This is a genomic window from Chryseobacterium sp. StRB126, from assembly GCF_000829375.1.
Classification (GTDB): Bacteria; Bacteroidota; Bacteroidia; order Flavobacteriales; family Weeksellaceae; genus Chryseobacterium.
Map to the genome: position 1 here is coordinate 3,374,394 of NZ_AP014624.1, position 21,244 is coordinate 3,395,637.

The following is a 21,244-nucleotide window of genomic DNA, read 5'->3' on the forward strand; positions in this document are numbered from 1 at the left end:
AAAAAAGCAAATTTGCAGATCAGCAGGTTTGCTTTTTTTGTTTTTAATAAAATTTTAAGAAAAGTTTAATACTTAATCCGTAACAAAATGGAAAAACAAGCAACTATTTAATTATAAATTTAAACCTAATGAGAAAAACAGCACTTAGCTTAGGCCTTTTCGCCGCTTTTTTAGCGAATGCCCAATCTATAAAAACCACTATTGACCTCGTTAATGTAAAAGATGATAAAGTAGCCGTTACGATGGAGTTTCCGAAAATGAAATCGGGAGATATCAAATTCCATTTTCCAAAAACGGTTCCGGGAACTTACTCTGTAGATGATTATGGAAGATTCGTAGAGGGTATTAAGTTTTATGATAACAAAGGAAAGGAATTGACCTTCACAAAAGTTAATGATAATAGTTATTCATTAAAAAACGCTCAAAACCTGAGCAAGATCTCTTATCTTGTAAATGACAGTTTTGATGAAGAAATGGACACTTCAAAACATAAAGCTGTATTTTCCCCTTCAGGAACTGATATTGAAGCAGGAAAAGTCTATATGATCAATACCCACGGTTTTATCGGATATATTGAAAATATGCAGGACGTTCCTTATCAGCTTGTTATTCAGAAACCAACTGATTTTTATGGTACCACAGCATTGGTAGACCAGGACAAATCTGAATCCACAGATACTTATACCCTTGCCAATTATGCAAAGGTGACTGATTCTCCGCTTATGTATACTAAACCGGATTATATTACCTTCAATGCAGGAGGAATGGATCTTGTGTTGGGAGTTTATTCTCCAACCGGAAAATACAAAGCTGCGGATTTCAAGGACAATCTTGAAAAAATGGTAGTGGCTCAAAAGAAATTTCTTGGAGATATGAATACCAATAAGAAATATGCCATTATGCTTTATCTGTCTGGTGGTGAAGGTCCTATGGTAAAAGGTTTTGGAGCATTAGAACATCATGAATCTACAAGTGTAGTTCTTCCTGAAGCTATGCCTAAGGATGCTATTGACCAAACCATTACAGATGTGGTTTCTCATGAATTTTTCCACACAGTTAATCCTTTGAAAACGCATTCTGAGGAGATCCATTACTTTAATTATGCAGATCCGAAAATGTCTCAGCATCTATGGATGTACGAAGGCGGAACTGAATATTTTGCTAATTTATTCCAGATTCAGGAAGGTCTTATCAACAAAGACGAATTTCTTAAAAGAATTGGAGAAAAAATCACCAACTCCAAGAATTACAATGACACCATGCCGTTTACGGTAATGAGTAAGAATGTATTACAAGATCAATACAAGGATCAATACAGAAATGTATATGAAAAAGGAGCCCTTCTGGCCATGTGTATGGATATTGAGTTGAGAAAACTTTCCAACGGAGAAATGGGATACCGTGATATGATCAGAAAATTATCCCAAAGATTCGGAGAAAACAAACCGTTCAAGGATGATAAACTGATTGATGAATTGGTAACAGTAACAGGTTATCCTCAGGTAAAAGATTTCTATAATAAATACATTTCAGGAAGCCAGCCTACTCCTTATACCGAATATCTGAAGATGGTAGGTGTGGAAGTTCACAAACAGGAAACTCCGCCTATTTTCTGGTTTATTAAAGATCCGAATCAGACAGGATATGATGACAAGAACAAAGCACTCGCTTTTGATGAAAACTCGGCCTTATCTCCATTTGCCAAGAGCATAGGATTTAAAATTACCGATCAGATACTTGCTTTGGATGGTAAGACTATTGACATTCAAAAAATTCAGGAACTTATCGGGTATACCAAAACGATTAAAGAAGGACAGGATGTTACAGTAACTGTTCTAAGGGACAATGCTGGTAAGAAAGAGAAAATAACGCTTAAAGGAAAAGCTATTCTGGATAAATTAAGTATGGAAACGCTTCAGTTTAAAGCTAATCCAACTCCGGAAGAGCTGAAACTACAGACTCAGTGGCTTACAGGTAAAAAATAAATAGAAAAGCGGGGATATTTTCCCCGCTTTTATTTTTTCTTAGAAGTTCTATGATTGAAACTTCTTAATCATTCTACACCTTTCTAATGGTGATCCTGAATGTAGTTCCTTTTCCAACCTCTGTTTGGGAAATCTTAATATCTCCATTATGATATTCATGAATGACTCTCTGAGCCAGTGACAATCCCAATCCCCAACCTCTTTTTTTGGTAGAATATCCAGGTTTAAAAGCGTTTCTGGCCTGTTGACTCGTCATCCCGCTGCCATTGTCTTTTACTTCAATCAGTATATTTTTATTTCTTTCAAAAACGGACATCACAATGGTACCTTGTCCTTTCATGGCATCTACAGCATTTTTCACCAAGTTTTCAATAACCCAGCTCATCAGGATTTTATTATGAGGAACCAATACCTTATAAGCAGGCAGATGAAGCGTAAAATCAACTTTTCTTGAAATTCTTGTTTTTAAATAATCATAGTTCTCCTGAATTGTTGCGTTGAAATTCATATCGTTCAGTTCAGGAACAGAACCTATTTTGGAGAAACGTTCGGAAATAGTTCTTAACCTTTCAATATCCTTTTCAATCTCATGTACTCCTTCGGAATCAGGATTTTCCAGCTTCATGATTTCCATCCAGCCAATCATAGAAGACAAAGGCGTTCCGATCTGATGCGCTGTTTCTTTAGCCAAACCTGCCCAAAGATAACCTTCATCCGTCTTTTTAATGGTCTTAAAAAACCAGAAAGTAAATCCAAAATACAATAGAATAAACAAACCTAAAATATAAGGTGAATACCTTAGATTATTAAGCAATCGGGAATTGTCATAATACACAAACTGATTATTTCCGTCCGGAACTTTAATTTCAATAGGATCGTAGTTTTTCTCCATATTCATAATCAGATTATGAAGCTTTTCCGGACTCTTGATGGTGCTTTCAGGAATATTGCGGTAATACCCAAGCTCAAGGATAGGATTTTTATATTTATCCGTCACAATGAACGGAATAGTATTATTAATGTTCAGAATCTCAGGCAGTAGATCCAGCACATCCGTATCGGGACTTTTCACTTCCTGCTGGATTCTGATGGCCTTGGAAAGCAGATTAATCCTTTTAATCTCCTCTTTTCTGAGGAAATTAATCAATGTTGTAGAAGATACCACAATGGCAATTACCAGCGTAGTCATGACAACAAAAATGATCCAGTTATTCAGTCTGGTTAATATGGATTTCCTCAAGATTATTTATTTTAAAATAGTAAGAATTTTCTGTAGCTCTGCACTTCCACTTCCCTGATAGTTATTGATAATAACTGAAAATACATATTTCTTTCCATCTTTCGCAGTATGATAGCCTGCAAAAGATTTGGTATCCCGCATCGTTCCGCTTTTCATTTTCATGCCATTGTCCTGAACCGGGAACCCATCATAGTAAGATTCAAACCAGGATTGTTTTTTTGCATATAAAAGAGCCTGCACTTCGGCCTTTGCCGCTACATAATTCTGCGGAGAAAGTCCGCTTCCATCAGCAAAATTAATCATATTAGGGTTGATTCCTTTTGATTTCCAGAATTCCTTTAAATAAGCTACTCCACTTTTAAAACCTGGATTTCCTTTTTTCTCTTTTCCTAAAGTCTTAATCAGCGTTTCCCCATACAGGTTGACACTTTTTCTCAAAAACCAATAGATTATTTTATCTAGTGTTGGAGACTGATAGGTAAGAATAATATTATTTTTAGGAGCTTCTAATGCAGGTTTTCCTTCTAACTCAATCTGTGAATTGGTAATCGCTTTTCCTGAAAGTTCAATACCGGATTCTTTCAACCATTGCTTCACTTCAGTTGCCAATTGTACAGGTGGATTAGGTGTAGAACCTGAAACTGTTACCGTTTTTCCTCCCGGAAGCATCCCGTTAATCAGCGCTACATTGGAATGAGGAGCTGTAAAGATTAAACTTTGATCGGAACTGCCACCTGCTTTCAGATCATTCAGCCATTTTACGTTTTCCAGTGGATAGGAAAAGCTTTTAAAATCTGTTCCACTGATGTTGATATCAAATTGGTTTTCTCTCCAGTTGATTCCCCAAACTCCTGCCCCGTAATAATTTCCAAGATCATCCCACGGCCATCCGCCCGGGATAGTCTGATGGTCAAAATAAGAATCATCAATCACCAGATCTCCTGAAATTTTTGTAATTCCGGAATTCTTAATGGCCTCTATCAGTTTCTTTTTAAAACTTTCAGGTTTATAAGCCTCATATCGCCAGCTTCCCAAGGTAGGATCCCCATTGGAGCTGATGAAGAGATTCCCGTTAAGATTCCCGCCGGATATACTTCCTGAATAACTTGAAGTGGTAGTATAAGTATAATTTTTTCCTAAGGTTTCTAAGGCAGCTGCTGCTGTAAATATTTTTTGAGTAGAAGCGGTAGAAAGGCCCCTACTTCCCTGATATTCGTATATAAAATTCCCACTTTCATCTGACACATAAAATGATAAACTGGAAGCAACTGCACCTGAAGAATCCATAAGATCTTTGGTTGCTTTGTCTAATTTCTGAGCCATATTCTGGGCCGAAACCATCTGTACAGAAAGTGTGAGAACTGCAAGTGTTTTTTTCATTGCATTGTTGTTTTTTTGCTAAACTTTGCTGATAGCCATGAAGCACTGCCGACAACAATTGTACATTTTCAGAGCAGTGATCCAGGTTTTGTTATTTAAAATTCTAACTCAAATATAGTTAAAATAAAAGCTTTTTATATTCCTCAAGATCATCGGGAGTGAAAAGAATCTCATGGCCAGAAATTTTCTCAAAGGAACGGTCATAATTAAAATAATCCTCATAACCATCCTCGTCTATGAACATATCCATTTGACATTCTTTTACATATTCGAGCTTTTCTTCATACTCTTCCTCATGATATTTACTGGCACCCCAAGGTTCATTATAACAACGTAAACAGGATTTATGATATAGTGCTTTATGTCCACACACCTCACAATCTTTCAGATTATGGAACAAATCCGAAACTCTGTTCTGCACATCTTCAGAAAACAAATGTAGAGGAACAGTCTTTAAAAGCAGATAATAATTCGGTTCCTGCCTGGAAAAAGAGAAATATTCGTCAGTATTGATCTGCTTTTTAGTGTAAAGTTTCAATGTTTTCAAATCAAATTCTACTTCCGCTTTTACAATATCTTTCAAGTTCAGAATAGATTTCTGTTTATAAACGATATTCTGTTTTTCATCAATTTCCATGATGGGCTTCTGATCAATAAAATGATGAATGCATAAGGTGGTTTCCCAGGAATTAATGATTCTTAACTTCCCTTCATTACCACAAATCTCACAGACCTTTCCAGACAGTCGGGCATATTTATGAGTGATCTTTCTCAGCCTGGCATTCAATACTTCATCTTCAGAATAAATATAGCATCGTAGTCCTCCGAATTTCTCTTTTCCAAAAACATCATGTTCCATATTCCATCCTGCAGCAACCAATTCAGAGAGCATTTTCCCGATCAGATCATTCCAACCGGTACTGTTTACTGAAAAATTCTTCAGATTGCGTTCTATAAAACTATTGATGTCCTGCTGTTTCATTATAAAGAACTTCCAGCTTCTATTTCGTAAGGTTCTTTTCCTTTTTCAAAAATTCTTGTTAGTTCACTTCCTTCTACCGTAATGGTATCATTGATTCTTCTGATCCAGTTACCTTCTCTAAGACCTACTACTTTAAGATCATTTTGGGTAAGGAATTCCATGATACGGGTTTCTCTTGTTTCTCCATTATGCTTTAAATCCGGGTTGGGATCGAGATAATGTGGGTTAAGATTGAACGGAACCAATCCCATACAGTCGAAACTTGGCGGATAAACAATTGGCATATCATTCGTTGTTTTCATATTCTGTCCTCCGATATTGCTTCCTGCACTGCATCCAAGGTATGGTTTTCCGCTGGTTACATTTTCTTTTAAAACAGACATTAAACCTTTTTCGTGTAATGTTTTCACCAATAAAAATGTATTTCCACCACCGGTAAAAAATCCTTTTGCCTGATTTAGAGCTTCTATTTTATCTTCAAATTCATGAAGCCCTTTTACTTTTATATTGATGGTTTCGAAAAATGAACGGGCTTTTGCCGTATAATCATCATGGGAAATACCTCCTGGCCTTGCAAAAGGAACAAAAACAATTTCTTCAATTCCTGCATATAATTGGATTAATTCTGCTCTTAAATATTCCAAATATTCTCCGCCGAAAAGCGTAGAAGTAGAAGCTAATATGATATTCATAGGATTATTTTGATTATAAAAATAGACTTACAAAGATAGGTTCAAACACTAACGAATCAAAAATTAATCTAAAAAAAATAGAAATCCCGTTAATATTTTCTAAAAAAACTTAAAGCCTCTAAAATTTGAGCTTTTATGGAATTATTATTGAATTTTAAAAAACCGAATTATAAAATATAAGATTATGAAAATGCCGAAAGTTAACATCAAAAACCTATTTGCAGGTTTAATTCTTGTAGGAAGCGCAAGTTTTGTAAGTGCACAAACCACTCAAACAGACAGTGCAAACAGTACAGCAACCCAAGCTGCTGCTGCTCAACAAAACCCGACTATTGAAGGTCTTAAAAAACAAATTGAAGCCAATCCAAAAGATACGGAAGCCTTAGCTAAACTGGCCAATGCTTACCAGGAAGCATCAGACTGGACGAATGCCGTTGAAACCTGGAAAAAAATATCTGTTTTACTACCGGATTGGGCTCCATCTTATTATAGCCAAGCTTATGCTTATCAGTCAGCTAAAGATGATGCCAATGCAAAGATTGCTTATGAAAAATACATTGCTGCTGTAAAACCGGAAGAAGTAGAGCAGAATAAAAAGAATCTGGCCTATGCCTACTTTTATATTGCCTTCTCAGAACAGCAAAGCGACCCGAGTAAAGCAAAGGAACATATTGCAAAATCTCTGCAGTACGACCCTAACAATCAGGATGCTATAAAACTGAGCAAAGCTTTAAATTCATAACTAAACAAATAAACTCCGGAAGAAATTTCCGGAGTTTATTTGTTTAGCCTTATTACAATGATTGAAATATAGTTCTGCCCACTTGAATTTTGTGTTTTCTTACTCTATATTCTTTCCAAAGAAATCTGTTTCTCCATGCAGATGTCTGATAATCTTCTCAATATTACGCTGGATACTGGCTTCCGTTTTCAGATTGTTGATATAACGGATTAATTCATGGCGTCTTGATGGAATCAGTTTTTCAAAGTTTCTTGTAGCTAATGTACTGTCTTGTATGGCTTGCTCCAGCTGAGGATGAATAGAAATACTTCTGTCCGAGTTATCATATTCCAACACCACTTCAATGGTTTCTCCAATTCTTTTGGGCGAATTTTTCAGCATTATTAAATTCACATACAGCCTCCACTCACCCAAATATTTCATCAGATTTTGCTGAAATTCCTTTCCGTTTAAAGTTCCTTTTACAGGAATTGGGCTCTTATTTCTTCCTGAGGCTTCAAAAATTTCCTCCAGAATATCTTCGGGAATAAAAACAAAAGGATTGATTCCGATGATTTCCAGGGTGGCCGTAAAAGTGGTATTTTTCATAACATTGAGATGAAGGACAAAATTAAATAATAGATTTTATATTCTCTGAAATTTGTTTTACTATCGCAAGTATTACTTATTATTGATTACTTATTCTTTATGGTAAACTACCCCGTCTTTTTGCTTTGCAAAAAGCCACCCCAGAAGGTAAGACATAATTAGTAATTCTGTTTGGAGTTGTTTTTTAGTAGGTTTCATACCTTCTCTCTCAAATTTACCTATTCAATTTTACTCTCTGTAACGCTCAATACCCTATTACTCTAAAAACATTCACACTCTCCTATCCGAACTCCATCCCTGAAAAAATCATATCTCAGAACTCAATTAAATGACTTATCTTTGCACCAATAAATCTATTTAACAAAATGAAATTTTTTATTGACACAGCTAATTTAGAGCAAATCAAGGAAGCTAAAGATCTTGGAATCTTAGATGGTGTAACTACCAACCCTTCATTAATGGCTAAAGAAGGTATTCAGGGAACTGAAGCAATCAAAAACCATTATAAAACGATCTGCGAACTTGTAGACGGAGATATTTCTGCTGAAGTACTTTCTACAACTTATGAAGAAATGATTAAGGAAGGAGACGAGTTGGCTGCAATCCACCCAAATATTGTGGTTAAAATCCCAATGATTAAGGATGGTATCAAAGCTTTAAAATATTTTTCTGACAAAGGAATCAGAACCAATTGTACATTGATCTTCTCTGCAGGACAGGCTCTTTTAGCAGCTAAAGCAGGAGCTACTTATGTTTCTCCTTTCCTTGGAAGATTAGATGATATTTCTACAGATGGATTAAACCTAATCCAAGAGATCAGATTAATTTTCGATAACTATATGTTCGAAACTGAAATCTTAGCTGCTTCTATCCGTCACTCAATGCACATTATCGACTGTGCTAAAATTGGAGCAGATGTAATTACCTCTCCACTTCCTCCAATCTTGAGCTTATTAAAGCACCCATTAACAGACAGCGGATTGGCTCAGTTTATTGCTGATTCTCAGAAATTATCTTAATTACTGACTGTTACTCAAATATAAAAATCCCAGAACTTGGTTCTGGGATTTTATTCTATTCGTTCTCTTCAATATTTTTCACAATCCTACAAGGGTTTCCAACAGCAACAACATTCTCCGGAATATTTTTGGTAACCACACTACCTGCTCCTATTACCGTATTATTTCCAATGGTAACGCCGGGTAAAACCACTACATTTCCACCCAACCAGACATTATCTCCTACTGTAATGGGATGAGCATATTCCAGTCCTGCATTTCTCTGTTTTGCATCAAGCGGATGTCCTGCTGTATAAAAACTACAGTTGGGTCCAATAAAGACATTATCTCCAAATGTTACCCTAGCACAATCTAAAATAACAAGGTTATGATTGGCATAAAAATTCTCTCCTACCTCAATATTATATCCGTAATCACACCAGAACATAGGTTCAATACAAATATTTTCCTTAACCGAACCAAGAATATTACGGATTATTTCCACTCTCTTTTCAGCATCGGAATTTTTCAATCCGTTATATTCCTGACATAGATCTTTACAGACTATACGTTCCTGAATCAGCTCCTGATCATAATTGGCATTGTATAAAAGTCCGACAGCACATTTTTCCTTTTCTGTCATACTGTTTAGGTTAAGTTCATTCGAATCTTAAAGATACATAATAAAAAAATACAGCATGACTAATAATCATGCTGTATTTTATCGAACTGAACACTGTTTACTATTTATACAGGTCCGGTTCTATTTTATTGTTATTTTTTAACCGTTCTTCTTTTGCTTTTTTTTCAATATTCCTATACAATTCATTCACATCAATATTTTTCCCATTCTGGTTTGTCATTTGTATAGTAGCACCTGCAGGAAGAGTGCTCATGGTTTGCTTAAGATCTTTTGTAGGATCAGTAAGGTAATCCTTAAAGGCTTTTTTAAACTGCTTTTTGCTGACCTCTATTTCTTTGTCTCCTAAACCGTTCACGGTGAGGCCTGGTATCTGAGTATCTTCTGCTGATAAGATTTCTGTTTTTTTGTTTCCAATTAAGGTCATTATATGAGAACCTGTCTTATCCTCAATTTTAATGATAAGCCCCGGTAATCCATAGAACTTATAAGGTCCGTCCTGGAATGGGATATCTGTAGAAAACCAGGCGGTCCAGCTTCTGCCTCCATAATTGGTAATTGCTTTTTGAGTATTATATTCACCAATTTTCTCCTTTTCAGGCAGAATTTTCCATTCAGGTTTTTGATCTTCTGCTATTTTATAAGTGGTATTCCCTATTTTTTCAGAAAAAGAAATACTATACTCCGGGTACTTTTTTATGACGGTTGTAAAAATTGTTCCCGGTTTCATATTTTTTTTGATATTAAGGCTTCCTTCGAATCCTCCTTTCATCTGCTTGGCAATATCTGCTTTTATTGTTGAGTCGGAAACATACTTTTCGCGGCTGTAATATTTGGACCCGTTTTTATCAATGTCAAGGAGCATGATATCACTCTTCACGTCCGCTTTATTGGTAGAATCCAAAATATATTTATAGTCATAAAAGAATCTGTTGATCTGGGCATTGGCCAAGACACTTATAAAAACTAATAAAATCAAATAATTTTTTTTCATAATTGTATTCTTTGTTAGTAAAAAGCTTTGTGAATATAAAACCAACAAAGCTCTTAGTGGAACTTTATTTCTTTATCTCAACTTTTATTTCTACTTTCTTAAATTCTTCTGTTTTCTGATTGTTAACCATAATTCTCGCAATATTTGAAGGATTTAAACGGTTAATATCTTCTTTAGAAACCTCTCTACCATCAATATAGTATTTGTACATGACATCATCAGTACCGCTTATATTGAACTTTTTCACGCCATTCATTGAGATGTTCCCATTACCATCTTTTTTAATGAAATCAGCATTCATTACAATAACTCTAGAGGAGTTTCCTATTTTGGTAAAGTTGATTTCCTTAAGATCATTCATGCTTTCCGCAGCATATCTTTCTGCATCTGCTCTTACCTTTTTTGCATCAATTTTTATTTTACCGCTTTCTATCATAGCCTGTTGGCTCTCCTCCATTGCTTTTGCACTTTCTTTCATTGCTTTTTTAGCTTCCCTCATTGCTTTACGCACCTCTTCTTTTTCTTTAGGCCCCAGATCATTATAATGTACTGTACCATTTTTTAAATAAATCACTTTTAGAGTTTGGGGCTCTTCCGGTGCGTTGGGTGGTGTAGGAGAAACCGGTAGTTCCCTTTCAGATCTTGCAGCTTCTCTTCTCGTTTTTTCGGTTTCTTTTTTTATTCTGCGAATTTCTTTTTTATCAAGAGGATCCATGTTTTCAAGATCCGCCATTTGCTTTTTCCATTCAGCTGAATTAAAATACAATTCTACTTGTTTGCTAGATTCATCTGTAATTTCAGTCATAGCAGAAACCAATTCATCTATCTCCTCCATTTTCTTGTCAAAAGCAGCACTTTCAGGATCTAATTTATCTAGCTCTTTCTGTTTTTCTTCCATTTTTTTCTGAAGTTCTGCCAGTTGTTTTTCAGATTCTTCAGAGTGAGGTCTTTCTTTGTTTTCCTTTTTTTCTTCTTTTTCTTTTACCGTATCTTTTTTGATCTCGGAAGTTATTTTTTGAATAGAAAGGTTCGTTTCTTCAATCTCTCTGTTCTTAGCGTTTACCAGATAAGCAAAAGCTACAGTGAATAAAACCGGCAATGCAAGAATTCTACGCGCATACCCGAATTTGGTTTTTGGTTTTTGTAACATTTTAAGTCTTTTTTTAAGGTTTGAACTTAGAAACGGATTGGCAGCAGGCAACTGGGTTCCGGAAAAGTGGCTTGCTAAAAGCATCTGCGCAAATGCTTTGGTGTCCGAATTCTTTACGGCTTTCTTATCAGCCAGATATTCATGAATTAAACTAATTTCTCTTTTAATGATATGAAAGAAAGGGTTGAACCAGAAAATGGCTGTAACCACTTCAATAAGAATCTTATCAAATGAATGATTCTGTTCAATGTGAACCATCTCATGCTTTAAAATCTGTTTCCCAATATCTGAATCCAATGTAATGGTATTCTTCCAGAAAAGGTTTTTAAAATATGAGAACGGAGCTTCTGTCAGGTCTGTACGGTAAAAATTAATCCCGTCAAAACTTTCTTTCTGAAACTGTCCCTTAAACTGCTGAATCTTGAAGATCCCGTAGATAAACTTCCCTAAAAGGTAGAGAGAAACCAGTCCCAGAGCTGAAAAAATAATGTTAAAATAAAGGTTACCATTGCTTACGTTTTTTTGTGTGTTATAATTTTGAATCTTATCCAGCAGCAAATACACATCACTATTGACTTCTATCGTAAAATCATCCACTTTAATAAGCGGCAGCAGCAGTGATATTACAATTGCCAACAGAAGATAGAATCTGTTATAGTGATGGAATGTCTTGTCTTTTAAAGACAACTGATAATACAGAAACATTACACCTGAACATAAAATTACTTTTCCAAAGTATAGAAGTATAGTCTCCATAGTTATTAGTCTTTATTTTTAAGTTCGTCTAATAACATTTCGAGGTCTTCTACCGTCATTTCATTCTTTTCTACCAGAAATGAAACAGCACTTTTATAGGACCCTTTGAAATAGTTTTTTACAAGGCTCTTCATGGTCTTTCCTGAGTACTGCTCTTTGGTGACCAACGGGAAATATTCATGCTGTCTTCCGTGTACACTGTAGTCTACAAATTCCTTATCCTTTAATACTTTTAAGATCGTGGAAACGGTATTGGTATGCGGTTTTGGCTCAGGAAACAGATCAAGAATATCTTTAAGAAATCCTTTTTCCAATTTCCATACATACTGCATTACCTGTTCTTCTGCCTTTGTTAAAGTCTGGTTTTTCATATCCTTTTGTTTACTATTAAAATGATCTATAAATTGCAATTCCTATATCACTAATAAATTAGTTATACAAATCTAGAAATAAAATTGATTCCGACAACTATTTCTTTAGTGATAAACTAAATTCACTATTTAAACAATTGTAAATCAACATAATAATTTTTATTCAAATATATTGTTTTTTTAATAAAATAAGAATTTCAATTATTAATTGACAGAAAAATCAAATCTTTAAATTGAAATTCTCATAAGTCATTACGGAAATCTATAATAAACACAATAGACTCAATATTATATTTGGATAAATTCTAACTTATGAAAACACTATACTATTTCTTACTGTTGTTAATTACCATTTCTTGATGCGGTCCTACTCCACGCAATATTTTGAAATTTACCAAAGAAGAATATCTGGAAAAAAAACATTCTCTGTAGATGAAACTGAAGCATATGATTCAGGATATTAAAATATTTACTGTAAGAGCAGTAATGGAAAACCTATGCGCATAATGGCTCTGCAAAGGGAGTTCCTATAATAATCCTTCTATAAGCAAAATCGAGAAAATGTGGCTGGATGATCTTAACGTAGCTGGCTTAAAAATTTCATATGCCAATTTTATCACAGAAGGATTGAAAATTTGTGAGAATAAATAAGTTAAAACTCAAAAAAGATAAGTTTAATATTAAGTTTCCACCACAATCCTATTAAAATTGATAACATACGCAAAATAGGACTATCTGCAATAGATGATATTTTTCATATGGAAAAGAAACTAAAATACATGCTATACATTTTATCAGTTGATTTTTAATTAATTACAAATTTTAGTTAATTTCAAATACCAATAAACAATAATATTAATTAGAATAATTAAAAATAAAAAGATTGTTTTCTTTGACGATTCATAAGGATACTTTAATTTTGCTATTTATAATAATTATAAATAATGAAGTTATATCAGCGAATTTTTATTTTTCTCATTTTTACTCTTTCAATTTCTCACATTAACGCCCAGGATAATGGTTTAGCAATTCAGGGAGTTGTACAAAATCACAAAAAACAGGGCTTAAATGGAGTAATCATTTTTGTTGAAAATACAAAAATTAAAACACAAACCGATCAAAACGGAAATTTCAGAATCCATTACAAAAAGGGAGATGCGACTCTTGTTTTCAGTCTGGATGGCTATAAAAAATTCATTAAGAAAATAAACTTTGGTAGTGAAGGCTCCCCGGTAAGCATTCAATTAGAAGAAGATCAATCGGTTGTAAAAGAAGTTATCGTACACGGCAAGGGTAAAGTAAAAGCACTGCGGGACGGTGCTTTTACTGTTAATGCTATAGATGTTGCAAAGTTAGCCAATACCACAGCCGATCTTAATCAGGTTCTGAACAGAACCACAGGAATTAAAGTTCGCCAGCAAGGAGGTGTAGGTTCGGATTATAACTTCTCTATTAACGGAATGTCCGGTAAAGCCGTGAAATTCTTTATAGATGGCGTTCCTTTGGAAATGCTTGGCAAAGGTGTAGATTTGAGTACATTGCCTGTAAATATGGCGGATCGTGTAGAAATTTATAAAGGGGTTGTTCCTATTCATCTGAGTACAGATGCTATGGGTGGAGCTGTCAACATTATTACTCCCGGAAGCAGCAAAAACTATCTGGATGCTGGTATAAGTGTGGGATCTTTTAATACACAACGGATCAATTTGAATGGACAGTTTAAAGATGATAAAACAGGAATTATTTTGCGCATCAACAGTTTTTATAACCACGCGGATAACAACTATCTGATGAAAGATATGAAAATCTGGAATCCTGCCAAAAATGAATACGAGTCCAGAAATTTAAAACGATTTAATGACCGTTATCAATCTGTTTTTGGTATGGCAGAACTTGGGTTAGAAAACAAAAGCTGGGCAGATTCTTTTTTTATAGGGGCATCACAATCAGTTTTCGACAAACAGATACAAACAGGCTCCAACCAGGACGTAGTGTATGGTGGAGTAAAACAAAGCGGAGAAGCTCATAATTACTTTATGAAGTATAAAAAAACGAACCTCCTCAATAATCATCTGGATGTAAATGTATACGCAGGTTTTTCTAAAAGTGTTCAGAAAGCAACCGATACCCTTATGCGTAAATATAGCTGGGATGGTACTTTCGAACCTTCCGCTACTAGCGAAAAAGGAGGCAGAAGTATAATGATGCAGTACGAAGACCGTCTTTATTCACAGGCAGGAGCAACTTACAGAATCACTGACCATCACAAACTGATCTTCAACTATGTACTCGATTATCTTAAAAATACCACTTTCAATAAACTGGAGGAAGAGAAAGATAATGTAGTTCCAGCAAAGATGACCAAGCAGATCTTATCTATGGCTTATCAACAGGAATTTTTCAATAAACACTGGACCAATATTTTCTTTGTTAAATACTATAAGGTAGGACTTCAAAAAATGGTTTTCGATCAGGTAACCAGAACTGATAATCCGGTAAAAGATAATTTCAGTAACTGGGGTTACGGTTTTGCCACCAGTGTAAAAATCACGAATGAGCTGGGACTTAAAGGATCATTTGAACGTTCTTACCGTTTAGTAGAACCACAGGAAATCTTCGGAGATGGTGTTGCTATAACCAGTAATATGAACCTGAAGCCTGAAACCAGTAACAATATTAATGTAGGATTATACTACAGCCACCATTGGGGCCAGCATACTTTCCGTGTAGAAGGAGCGGGATACATTCGCGATACAAAGGACTTTATTTTCACTGTTCCTAATTTGTACAACAGTACTTTCAAATATGAAAACCTTTCCAATATTTTCACCCGTGGATTGGAAGGAGAACTAAGTTATCAATATAAAAGGCTTTTGAATGTGCTAATGAATGTAAGCTACAACAAAGCTTATGACAATACAGAATTTGCCAACAACAGCGAAAATGTTATTTCAGCAACTTACAAAAAAGATGTTCCTAACCAGCCTTGGCTATTTGGAAATGTGAATGTAAGCATCGGTAAAGACGACTGGTTTCAGAAAGACAGCCGTGTAGAGCTTTACTACGGACTACAAATGACTGAGTGGTTCTACAAGAACTGGAAAACTTACGGAAACCCAAGAAACATTCCAATTATCCCAAGACAAACCCTTCACAACATAGGAATAAGTTACTCTATGAAAAATGGAAGATACAACTTGGCATTCGATGTAACCAATCTTAGTGATGCACTGGCTTATGATAACTTCAAACTTCAGAAGCAGGGCCGTGCTTTCTATATAAAATTCAGATACCTACTTAAGTAAAAGACCATGACACAATATTTCAGAAACAGTATACTTTTATTACTTACATGTTTAACCATCATTGGTTGTGAACGTGAACCAGATGCAGGAAGTTCCGGAAGCGGTGAAAAAGACTATAAATATTTCCTTCTTTCCGCTTTAGGAAGCTGGCCTAATACCGTACACTATATGACGGCTACCAATGACCTTACCCATGGTGCTATGGATATTACCAAAGAAGGTGACGAAATTAACTCTAAAGGAACCTACTCATACATTGTAAAAAATGGTTTTATTTACAACTACAAAACAGATCAGGGAGTCTTCAAAAAGTTTAAATATACACAGGACAGGCTCACTACTGCAAAAGAAGTTCCTTATGCCTATATCAGTGATATTTCCAGCTATGTATGGGTAGATGATAATACTTTAGTATTGGTTGGAGAGACAGGCGATGGTCAGCATATCCGTTATACAGTTTTCAATGCCTCAGATCTTAGCATTATTCGGCAGGGTGAGATTGAAGGATTTCAACCTTTCCCGAATGCTTATAACTTCTATACATTGGGCTCTATGACCTATATGGACGGACAAATCTATTTACAGTATAGCTACCGTAATGGAAAATGGATTACTCCTGAATATTACAACTTTGCGGTAATCGATTATAATACCTTCAAAGTAAAACACTCAGTAAGTGATCCCCGAAGTTCTGGTGTTGCTAATGGTTCTCCCTATTTTAAAACCGCTTTCAGAAAGGATAATGAAGCCTTTTATTATGCTTGCTTTCCACGTGTAGGAGCCGGAACAAGCAAAATTCAGCTTTTCAGAACGCTTAAAGGAGCTACTTCACCTGATGCAACCTATCAGATCAATCTTACAGATCTTGTGGGAGGTAAAACTCTGGAAACAATGATCGACTACATTGGGAATAATAAGATGTTGATTCTATATCGCGATCCGGCATTAGGTAACGCTTATAATGGCCGCTATGCTATCGTAGATATCGAAACCAAACAGTTGGTTAGGGTATTGGACGAGCTGCCTGGAGATGAGCCTTATGAACAAGCCGTATTTGTTCAGAATAAAAAATTATATATTGCTGTAAATGCTAGTAAAGGAGGAAACTATGTATGGATCTATGATCTACAGACTGATAAAATAACTAAAGGGATGAAGCTTCCGGATAATATTTCAGGTTTTGCAAGATTTGATAAACTCTATGACTAATCATAGCCTTTCAATTTCGTGAAATACATAGAATAATGTTGAAACTATTTTGGGCATTGAGCGTAAATGCCAGCTGTGAACTGTTTACCGAGTAATTCTGATAATTTCCCTTATATTCATTGTTGAAAATATTGAACATAGATGTAAGTGACCACCAATTGAAAAGCTTTGTAGTAGCCGTTATGTTGGCTCCATAAACATAAGATTTGTTCAGATTATCCTGAGTTTTTACAAGAATGCCTGTGTCCGGCTGATAATTGTAGACTTCTGTCATTACATCATTGGTTACACTAAAATAAGCTGATGCTATGATGTATTTTCCCCAGGTATATCCTAATTCTGTAGCATGGGTAAACTCCGGGTTCAGATTTGGATTTCCTTGCCAGTAATTGAACGGATCGTCGTAAAAACGGAATGAGTTCAGGTCGAAGTGACTTGGTCTGTTGATCCTTTTACTGTATGAAGCATAGAATCCATGCTGATCGTTCACCTGATATTTGATTGATGCACTCGGAAACAGATTTGTATACTCTCTTTTTCGCTGCTCCTGAGACGTTTTCTGGTTGATGTCCGTATGGGTCATTTCCGTTCTCAATCCCAGTTGAAAGGTCCATTTCGTAAGATTTAGCTTGTAGTTGGCATACAATGCATGAATCTGCTCTTTGTATACATATTCATTACTTGCTTTATCATCATTGATCCACTCTTCTCCCTGTTGTATAAAATACTCCGAAGGATTATTATTAGACTTTATCGTAGACTTCAGTCCTGTTTCCAGACTATGCTTTTCACTAAATGGAAGTGTGAAATCTACCTTAGCATTGAAAACTTTCAGGCGGGATGCAATACTCCCTCTCCTATTATTAAATTTCTCTGTCCTTTGATTCACTAACACATCCGAAAGCTGATGCTGGCGGGAAGTAAAACGTGAAGTTTCATATTCCAGATCCACATCTACCTTATAATCCTTATCATTAAAAATATGCGTACCCTTTAGGCTATAGGTATAATCATACCAGTTTTCTTTGCTTTTGTTATCAGAAAGCACATGGGCAAACAGATTATCAACAGGCTGAAATATTCTGTTTTCACCCTTCGAAAAATCTTCATATCTCCCTATTTTAGCATCAAATAAAGCACCAATAGTCGTTTTATCACTGAAAACATAATCTGCTCCTACTTTAAAGTTATTGGAAGTTAAAGGCTCATTGGTCACTGAATTCTGATCTGTTCTGCGAGTCATCAGCTGAGGCTGTTTTTCATCAAAGAAAACCTGACTGAAATCCTTTCTTTCTTCCTCACCACGGAAAGTATAGCTGTAATCTCCATGTAGAGACAGTTTCTTATGAGTGTAATTAAGACTCAATCCGGTATTAACTCTGTTTTTACGACCTCTTCCGCCGTTCAGATAATAATTCCCGCTAAGCCCTTCCAATGAACTCTTTTTAAGTACAATATTAATGATGCCTGCATTTCCGGCAGCATCATATTTGGATGAAGGATTGGCAATAATTTCAATATTCTTTACCAAAGTAGAATTAGTGGAACGCAATAGATTGGCGAGTTCCTTAGATGAAAGAGAGCTCAGCTTACCGTTGATCATTATACTTACTCCTTTCTTACCTCGTAAGGATAGCTCACCATCCTGCGAGACTACCACACCTGGGGTTTTGCCCAATACTTCCAATACAGTAGTACCATCAGACAATACACTGTTTTCTACATTAAAAATCATTTTATCAGCTTTCTGCTGAAAAACCGCTTTACTTCCTTTTACTACAATGCCGCTAATCTCAGAAACTTTTTCAGTCTGCAAAGAATCGTTTTGACTTTCCGTTTGCCCGTAAGCATTCAGGCTCGCCATTAAAGGTAGCCATATATAGTGTTTCTTCATGAATAATGGGTTTAGGTTGTTGTTTTCTTTTTATTTTTTCTGCCCCACCAGATCATAAATCCGGTTACCGGCAATGAAGCACAGAATAAACTCATGATAAAAGCCAGTATTTTTCCGGGCATTCCAAAGAAGGCTCCTACATGTAAATCATAGGTAGCATCTGTAGCTCTTTCAGCCATAGGCTTGTTTTCGTGTGGACGGTTAAACAGCAGCTTTCCTGAATGTTCATCAAAAATCATCATGGAAGATTCGGCATAAGTAAATTCTTTTTCTTTAATCCAAATGCTTAAATTCTCGTGTTTATGGTCTGCTTGGGCATGGTCTTCCAGATCAACCCCAAAGGAATAGGCTTCAGGATAATGAATTTTCACCTGTTCAACAATACGGTCTATGGTTGTTACAGTTTCTACCGATTCCGGAGCTGTTGTTTTATATTTACTGAAATCCGGTGTAGCAGAGGAAAAGCCATTAAGTAATACATACACCCATATTTGAGTAATACGGAACGAATACATAATCCCTGTAATAGCTACAATAATGGCCAGAAAGGAAGCATAAAAACCAAGAATGTTATGTACATCGTAGTTCTTACGTCTCCAGCCTTTTACTTTCTCCCATTGAAACCATAAGCGTTGTTTACGCATCTTTTTATTCTTCGGCCACCATAAGATAATACCAGTAATCAGCATTACTACAAAAATAATTGTAGCTACTCCTACAATAGTGCCACCCACTTTATCACTCAGCAGCAAGGAACGGTGCAGAGCCATACAGATAAAAAAAGGATTGTTTTTTACATCATATATGGCAAGTACCTTTCCGGTATATTGGTTTACATACACATTTTTATAGACAATAATGCTATTGAAGTGATGCCAGCCATCAGGGTTACCCTTAATCAGTCCGAATTGGTAAGAACGGGCAGGATCTATAGGAATGGTCACTTCATCTGTTTTTACGATTTCATTTTTCAGCTGGGCATTAACGAGATCTTTTAACTCATGCAAAGGAATAGGCTTCTTATGCTGAATATCTTTCTCCCCATGAAAGATGTCTTCCTTACGTAATGCAGCAGTAATATCTTCATTAAAAACAAAAAATGCACCTGATAAAGAAACAATTAAAACAATAATACCGGAAAGCAGACCTAGCCACAAATGAGCTTTCAGAATATATTTTTTGAAGGTACCTTTGGATTTCTTCTTAGCAGTTTCTTGCATTTTATCGTTATTTAGTCTTATTAAAAATAAATGGAATGCAAATATAACTTTATTTGTAATAATTCTAAACAGAGAGAGAACTTTATTTCACCTTAAAACCTGATTTTTATTAGAATTTATAAGAGTTGATCTTGATCAAGATGAATAAAAGGTAGCATTCTCTAAAATAAATAGTAAATCTAGAATTTGTAAAAGATTAATATTTCAACGTTGAGAATGCTAAATTCTTTCTAAATATTCAAAAGAATGTTTGGAAATTCTATCAGTTTTTGAAGTTAAGATCATGTACTTATACTTTCGCAATTTAAATATGAACATCAGATAAAGACATTAATTTTATTTATTATTAAGAAATTTTACAAAAAAAACACCAGAAAAAATTGCTTAAAACCGTCATTTATACAAAGATGAACACTTTACATTGTAGATTTGTTAAATTTTATTAAATAAAATTAAAATGAATTTGTTAAAACCGGGAAATTATATTTATTTTAGTGCCTTAAAAATTTCTCATGAAAAGATATAATTTATTGATTGTACTACTGCTGCTTATTTTTAACGTTACTACAGCACAAAAGAAAAAATCTCCGGCAGCTGATCTTAGCATCTTAAAGGATACTAAATCTAAAATTGAAGCTACAGTTCCATTAGTCATTCAACATCTTCAGGCCATTGCTACAAAAGAAGGCGACAATAATATCATTATCAACGGAAAAACTGCATTGGGAAAAGAATATGGCATCTTAGAATCTGAATGGTTTTTATATAGAAACAATATGAAAAACTGTATCATGAACAATTCTTCCAAGAAAGCTAAAAAATGTATGGAATACCATACTCAATATCTTAGAAATACATTCATCAATTATAGCAACTATATTTCTAACCTTACCAGAAAGAACGGATATTTAGGTGTAGAAGGTGATACTAAATTCGAGTTCAAACCTGCTGATATTGCAACGAAACTTACCGAGGCTTATTTCAATGCTAATGACGCTGCAGGAAGAATGAAAGCAGACCAAAAAAGAGAATTCCTTGGAACCACTATGAGTGATGACAATAAATTAACCCCTTATGCTCAATTGGCCCAATAAGAAA

At 35.1% G+C, this 21,244-nt stretch carries 17 protein-coding genes; 6 read left to right on the top strand and 11 right to left on the bottom strand.

The genetic code is table 11. The annotated features are described in order from the left end of the window. Positions 1-128 precede the first annotated feature (128 nt). Positions 129-1,985 carry a PDZ domain-containing protein gene (locus tag CHSO_RS15350; protein ID WP_045497758.1) on the top strand — a complete coding sequence of 619 codons (1,857 nt, stop codon included), beginning with the start codon at positions 129-131 and terminating at the stop codon, positions 1,983-1,985. A 73-nt stretch (positions 1,986-2,058) separates the two neighbouring features. Here the strand turns inward: CHSO_RS15350 and CHSO_RS15355 are convergent, their stop codons facing one another. The 4 genes from CHSO_RS15355 to pepE all read right to left on the bottom strand — a co-directional run bounded on the left by CHSO_RS15355 (position 2,059) and on the right by pepE (position 6,279). Further along, entirely contained in the window at positions 2,059-3,228 is a 1,170-nt protein-coding gene (locus tag CHSO_RS15355; protein ID WP_410493408.1) for a sensor histidine kinase, read from the bottom strand. Positions 3,229-3,231: 3 nt separating this feature from the next. Then, on the bottom strand, positions 3,232-4,605 hold the full coding sequence (dacB, locus tag CHSO_RS15360) for a D-alanyl-D-alanine carboxypeptidase/D-alanyl-D-alanine-endopeptidase (protein ID WP_045497762.1): 1,374 nt from the start codon (positions 4,603-4,605) through the stop codon (positions 3,232-3,234). 118 nt (positions 4,606-4,723) lie between these two features. Next, positions 4,724-5,587 carry a hypothetical protein gene (locus CHSO_RS15365; RefSeq protein ID WP_045497764.1) on the bottom strand — a complete coding sequence of 288 codons (864 nt, stop codon included), beginning with the start codon at positions 5,585-5,587 and terminating at the stop codon, positions 4,724-4,726. Beyond that, complete coding sequence (gene pepE, locus CHSO_RS15370) at positions 5,587-6,279, bottom strand: dipeptidase PepE (RefSeq protein WP_045497767.1); 693 nt, start codon at positions 6,277-6,279, stop codon at positions 5,587-5,589. Before pepE ends, CHSO_RS15365 begins: the two co-directional genes overlap by 1 nt. 184 nt (positions 6,280-6,463) lie before the next feature. Here pepE and CHSO_RS15375 point away from each other — a divergent pair, with 184 nt between their 5' ends. After that, positions 6,464-7,021 (top strand): tetratricopeptide repeat protein, encoded by a 558-nt coding sequence (locus CHSO_RS15375; protein ID WP_045497770.1) that lies wholly within the window; start codon positions 6,464-6,466, stop codon positions 7,019-7,021. 99 nt (positions 7,022-7,120) lie between these two features. On the opposite strand, the gene CHSO_RS15380 is transcribed toward CHSO_RS15375, so the two are convergent. Beyond that, the gene (locus tag CHSO_RS15380; protein WP_045497772.1) at positions 7,121-7,609 is read right to left on the bottom strand and encodes a YdeI/OmpD-associated family protein; all 489 of its coding nucleotides are present in this window, start codon (positions 7,607-7,609) and stop codon (positions 7,121-7,123) included. Positions 7,610-7,974: 365 nt separating this feature from the next. Between CHSO_RS15380 and fsa the strand changes: the two genes are divergently transcribed. Further along, entirely contained in the window at positions 7,975-8,628 is a 654-nt protein-coding gene (gene fsa / locus CHSO_RS15385; RefSeq protein WP_045497775.1) for a fructose-6-phosphate aldolase, read from the top strand. A 55-nt stretch (positions 8,629-8,683) separates the two neighbouring features. Here the strand turns inward: fsa and CHSO_RS15390 are convergent, their stop codons facing one another. From CHSO_RS15390 to CHSO_RS15405, 4 genes are all read right to left on the bottom strand, one after another. Further along, complete coding sequence (locus CHSO_RS15390) at positions 8,684-9,250, bottom strand: sugar O-acetyltransferase (protein ID WP_045497778.1); 567 nt, start codon at positions 9,248-9,250, stop codon at positions 8,684-8,686. 100 nt (positions 9,251-9,350) lie between these two features. Then, the gene (locus tag CHSO_RS15395) at positions 9,351-10,241 is read right to left on the bottom strand and encodes a GLPGLI family protein (RefSeq protein WP_045497781.1); all 891 of its coding nucleotides are present in this window, start codon (positions 10,239-10,241) and stop codon (positions 9,351-9,353) included. Positions 10,242-10,305: 64 nt separating this feature from the next. Further along, a complete protein-coding gene (locus CHSO_RS15400; protein ID WP_045497784.1) occupies positions 10,306-12,147 on the bottom strand; it encodes a M56 family metallopeptidase in 1,842 nt (613 codons plus the stop codon). Positions 12,148-12,152: 5 nt separating this feature from the next. Next, positions 12,153-12,518 carry a BlaI/MecI/CopY family transcriptional regulator gene (locus CHSO_RS15405; RefSeq protein WP_045497786.1) on the bottom strand — a complete coding sequence of 122 codons (366 nt, stop codon included), beginning with the start codon at positions 12,516-12,518 and terminating at the stop codon, positions 12,153-12,155. A 944-nt stretch (positions 12,519-13,462) separates the two neighbouring features. Between CHSO_RS15405 and CHSO_RS15415 the strand changes: the two genes are divergently transcribed. Both CHSO_RS15415 and CHSO_RS15420 read left to right on the top strand, forming a co-directional pair. Continuing rightward, positions 13,463-15,823: a TonB-dependent receptor domain-containing protein gene (locus CHSO_RS15415; protein ID WP_045497788.1), complete on the top strand. Its 2,361-nt coding sequence runs from the start codon at positions 13,463-13,465 to the stop codon at positions 15,821-15,823. 6 nt (positions 15,824-15,829) lie between these two features. Further along, positions 15,830-17,032, top strand: a complete 1,203-nt coding sequence (locus CHSO_RS15420) for a hypothetical protein (RefSeq protein ID WP_045497791.1) — start codon at positions 15,830-15,832, stop codon at positions 17,030-17,032. A 10-nt stretch (positions 17,033-17,042) separates the two neighbouring features. Here the strand turns inward: CHSO_RS15420 and CHSO_RS15425 are convergent, their stop codons facing one another. Both CHSO_RS15425 and CHSO_RS15430 read right to left on the bottom strand, forming a co-directional pair. Further along, positions 17,043-18,926: an outer membrane beta-barrel family protein gene (locus CHSO_RS15425; RefSeq protein ID WP_045502655.1), complete on the bottom strand. Its 1,884-nt coding sequence runs from the start codon at positions 18,924-18,926 to the stop codon at positions 17,043-17,045. 11 nt (positions 18,927-18,937) lie between these two features. Then, entirely contained in the window at positions 18,938-20,146 is a 1,209-nt protein-coding gene (locus tag CHSO_RS15430) for a PepSY-associated TM helix domain-containing protein (RefSeq protein ID WP_045497794.1), read from the bottom strand. Between the two features lie 512 nt (positions 20,147-20,658). On the opposite strand from CHSO_RS15430, the gene CHSO_RS15435 reads away from it, so the two are divergent. Then, the gene (locus CHSO_RS15435; RefSeq protein ID WP_045497797.1) at positions 20,659-21,240 is read left to right on the top strand and encodes a hypothetical protein; all 582 of its coding nucleotides are present in this window, start codon (positions 20,659-20,661) and stop codon (positions 21,238-21,240) included. The last annotated feature ends 4 nt before the right edge of the window (positions 21,241-21,244 follow it).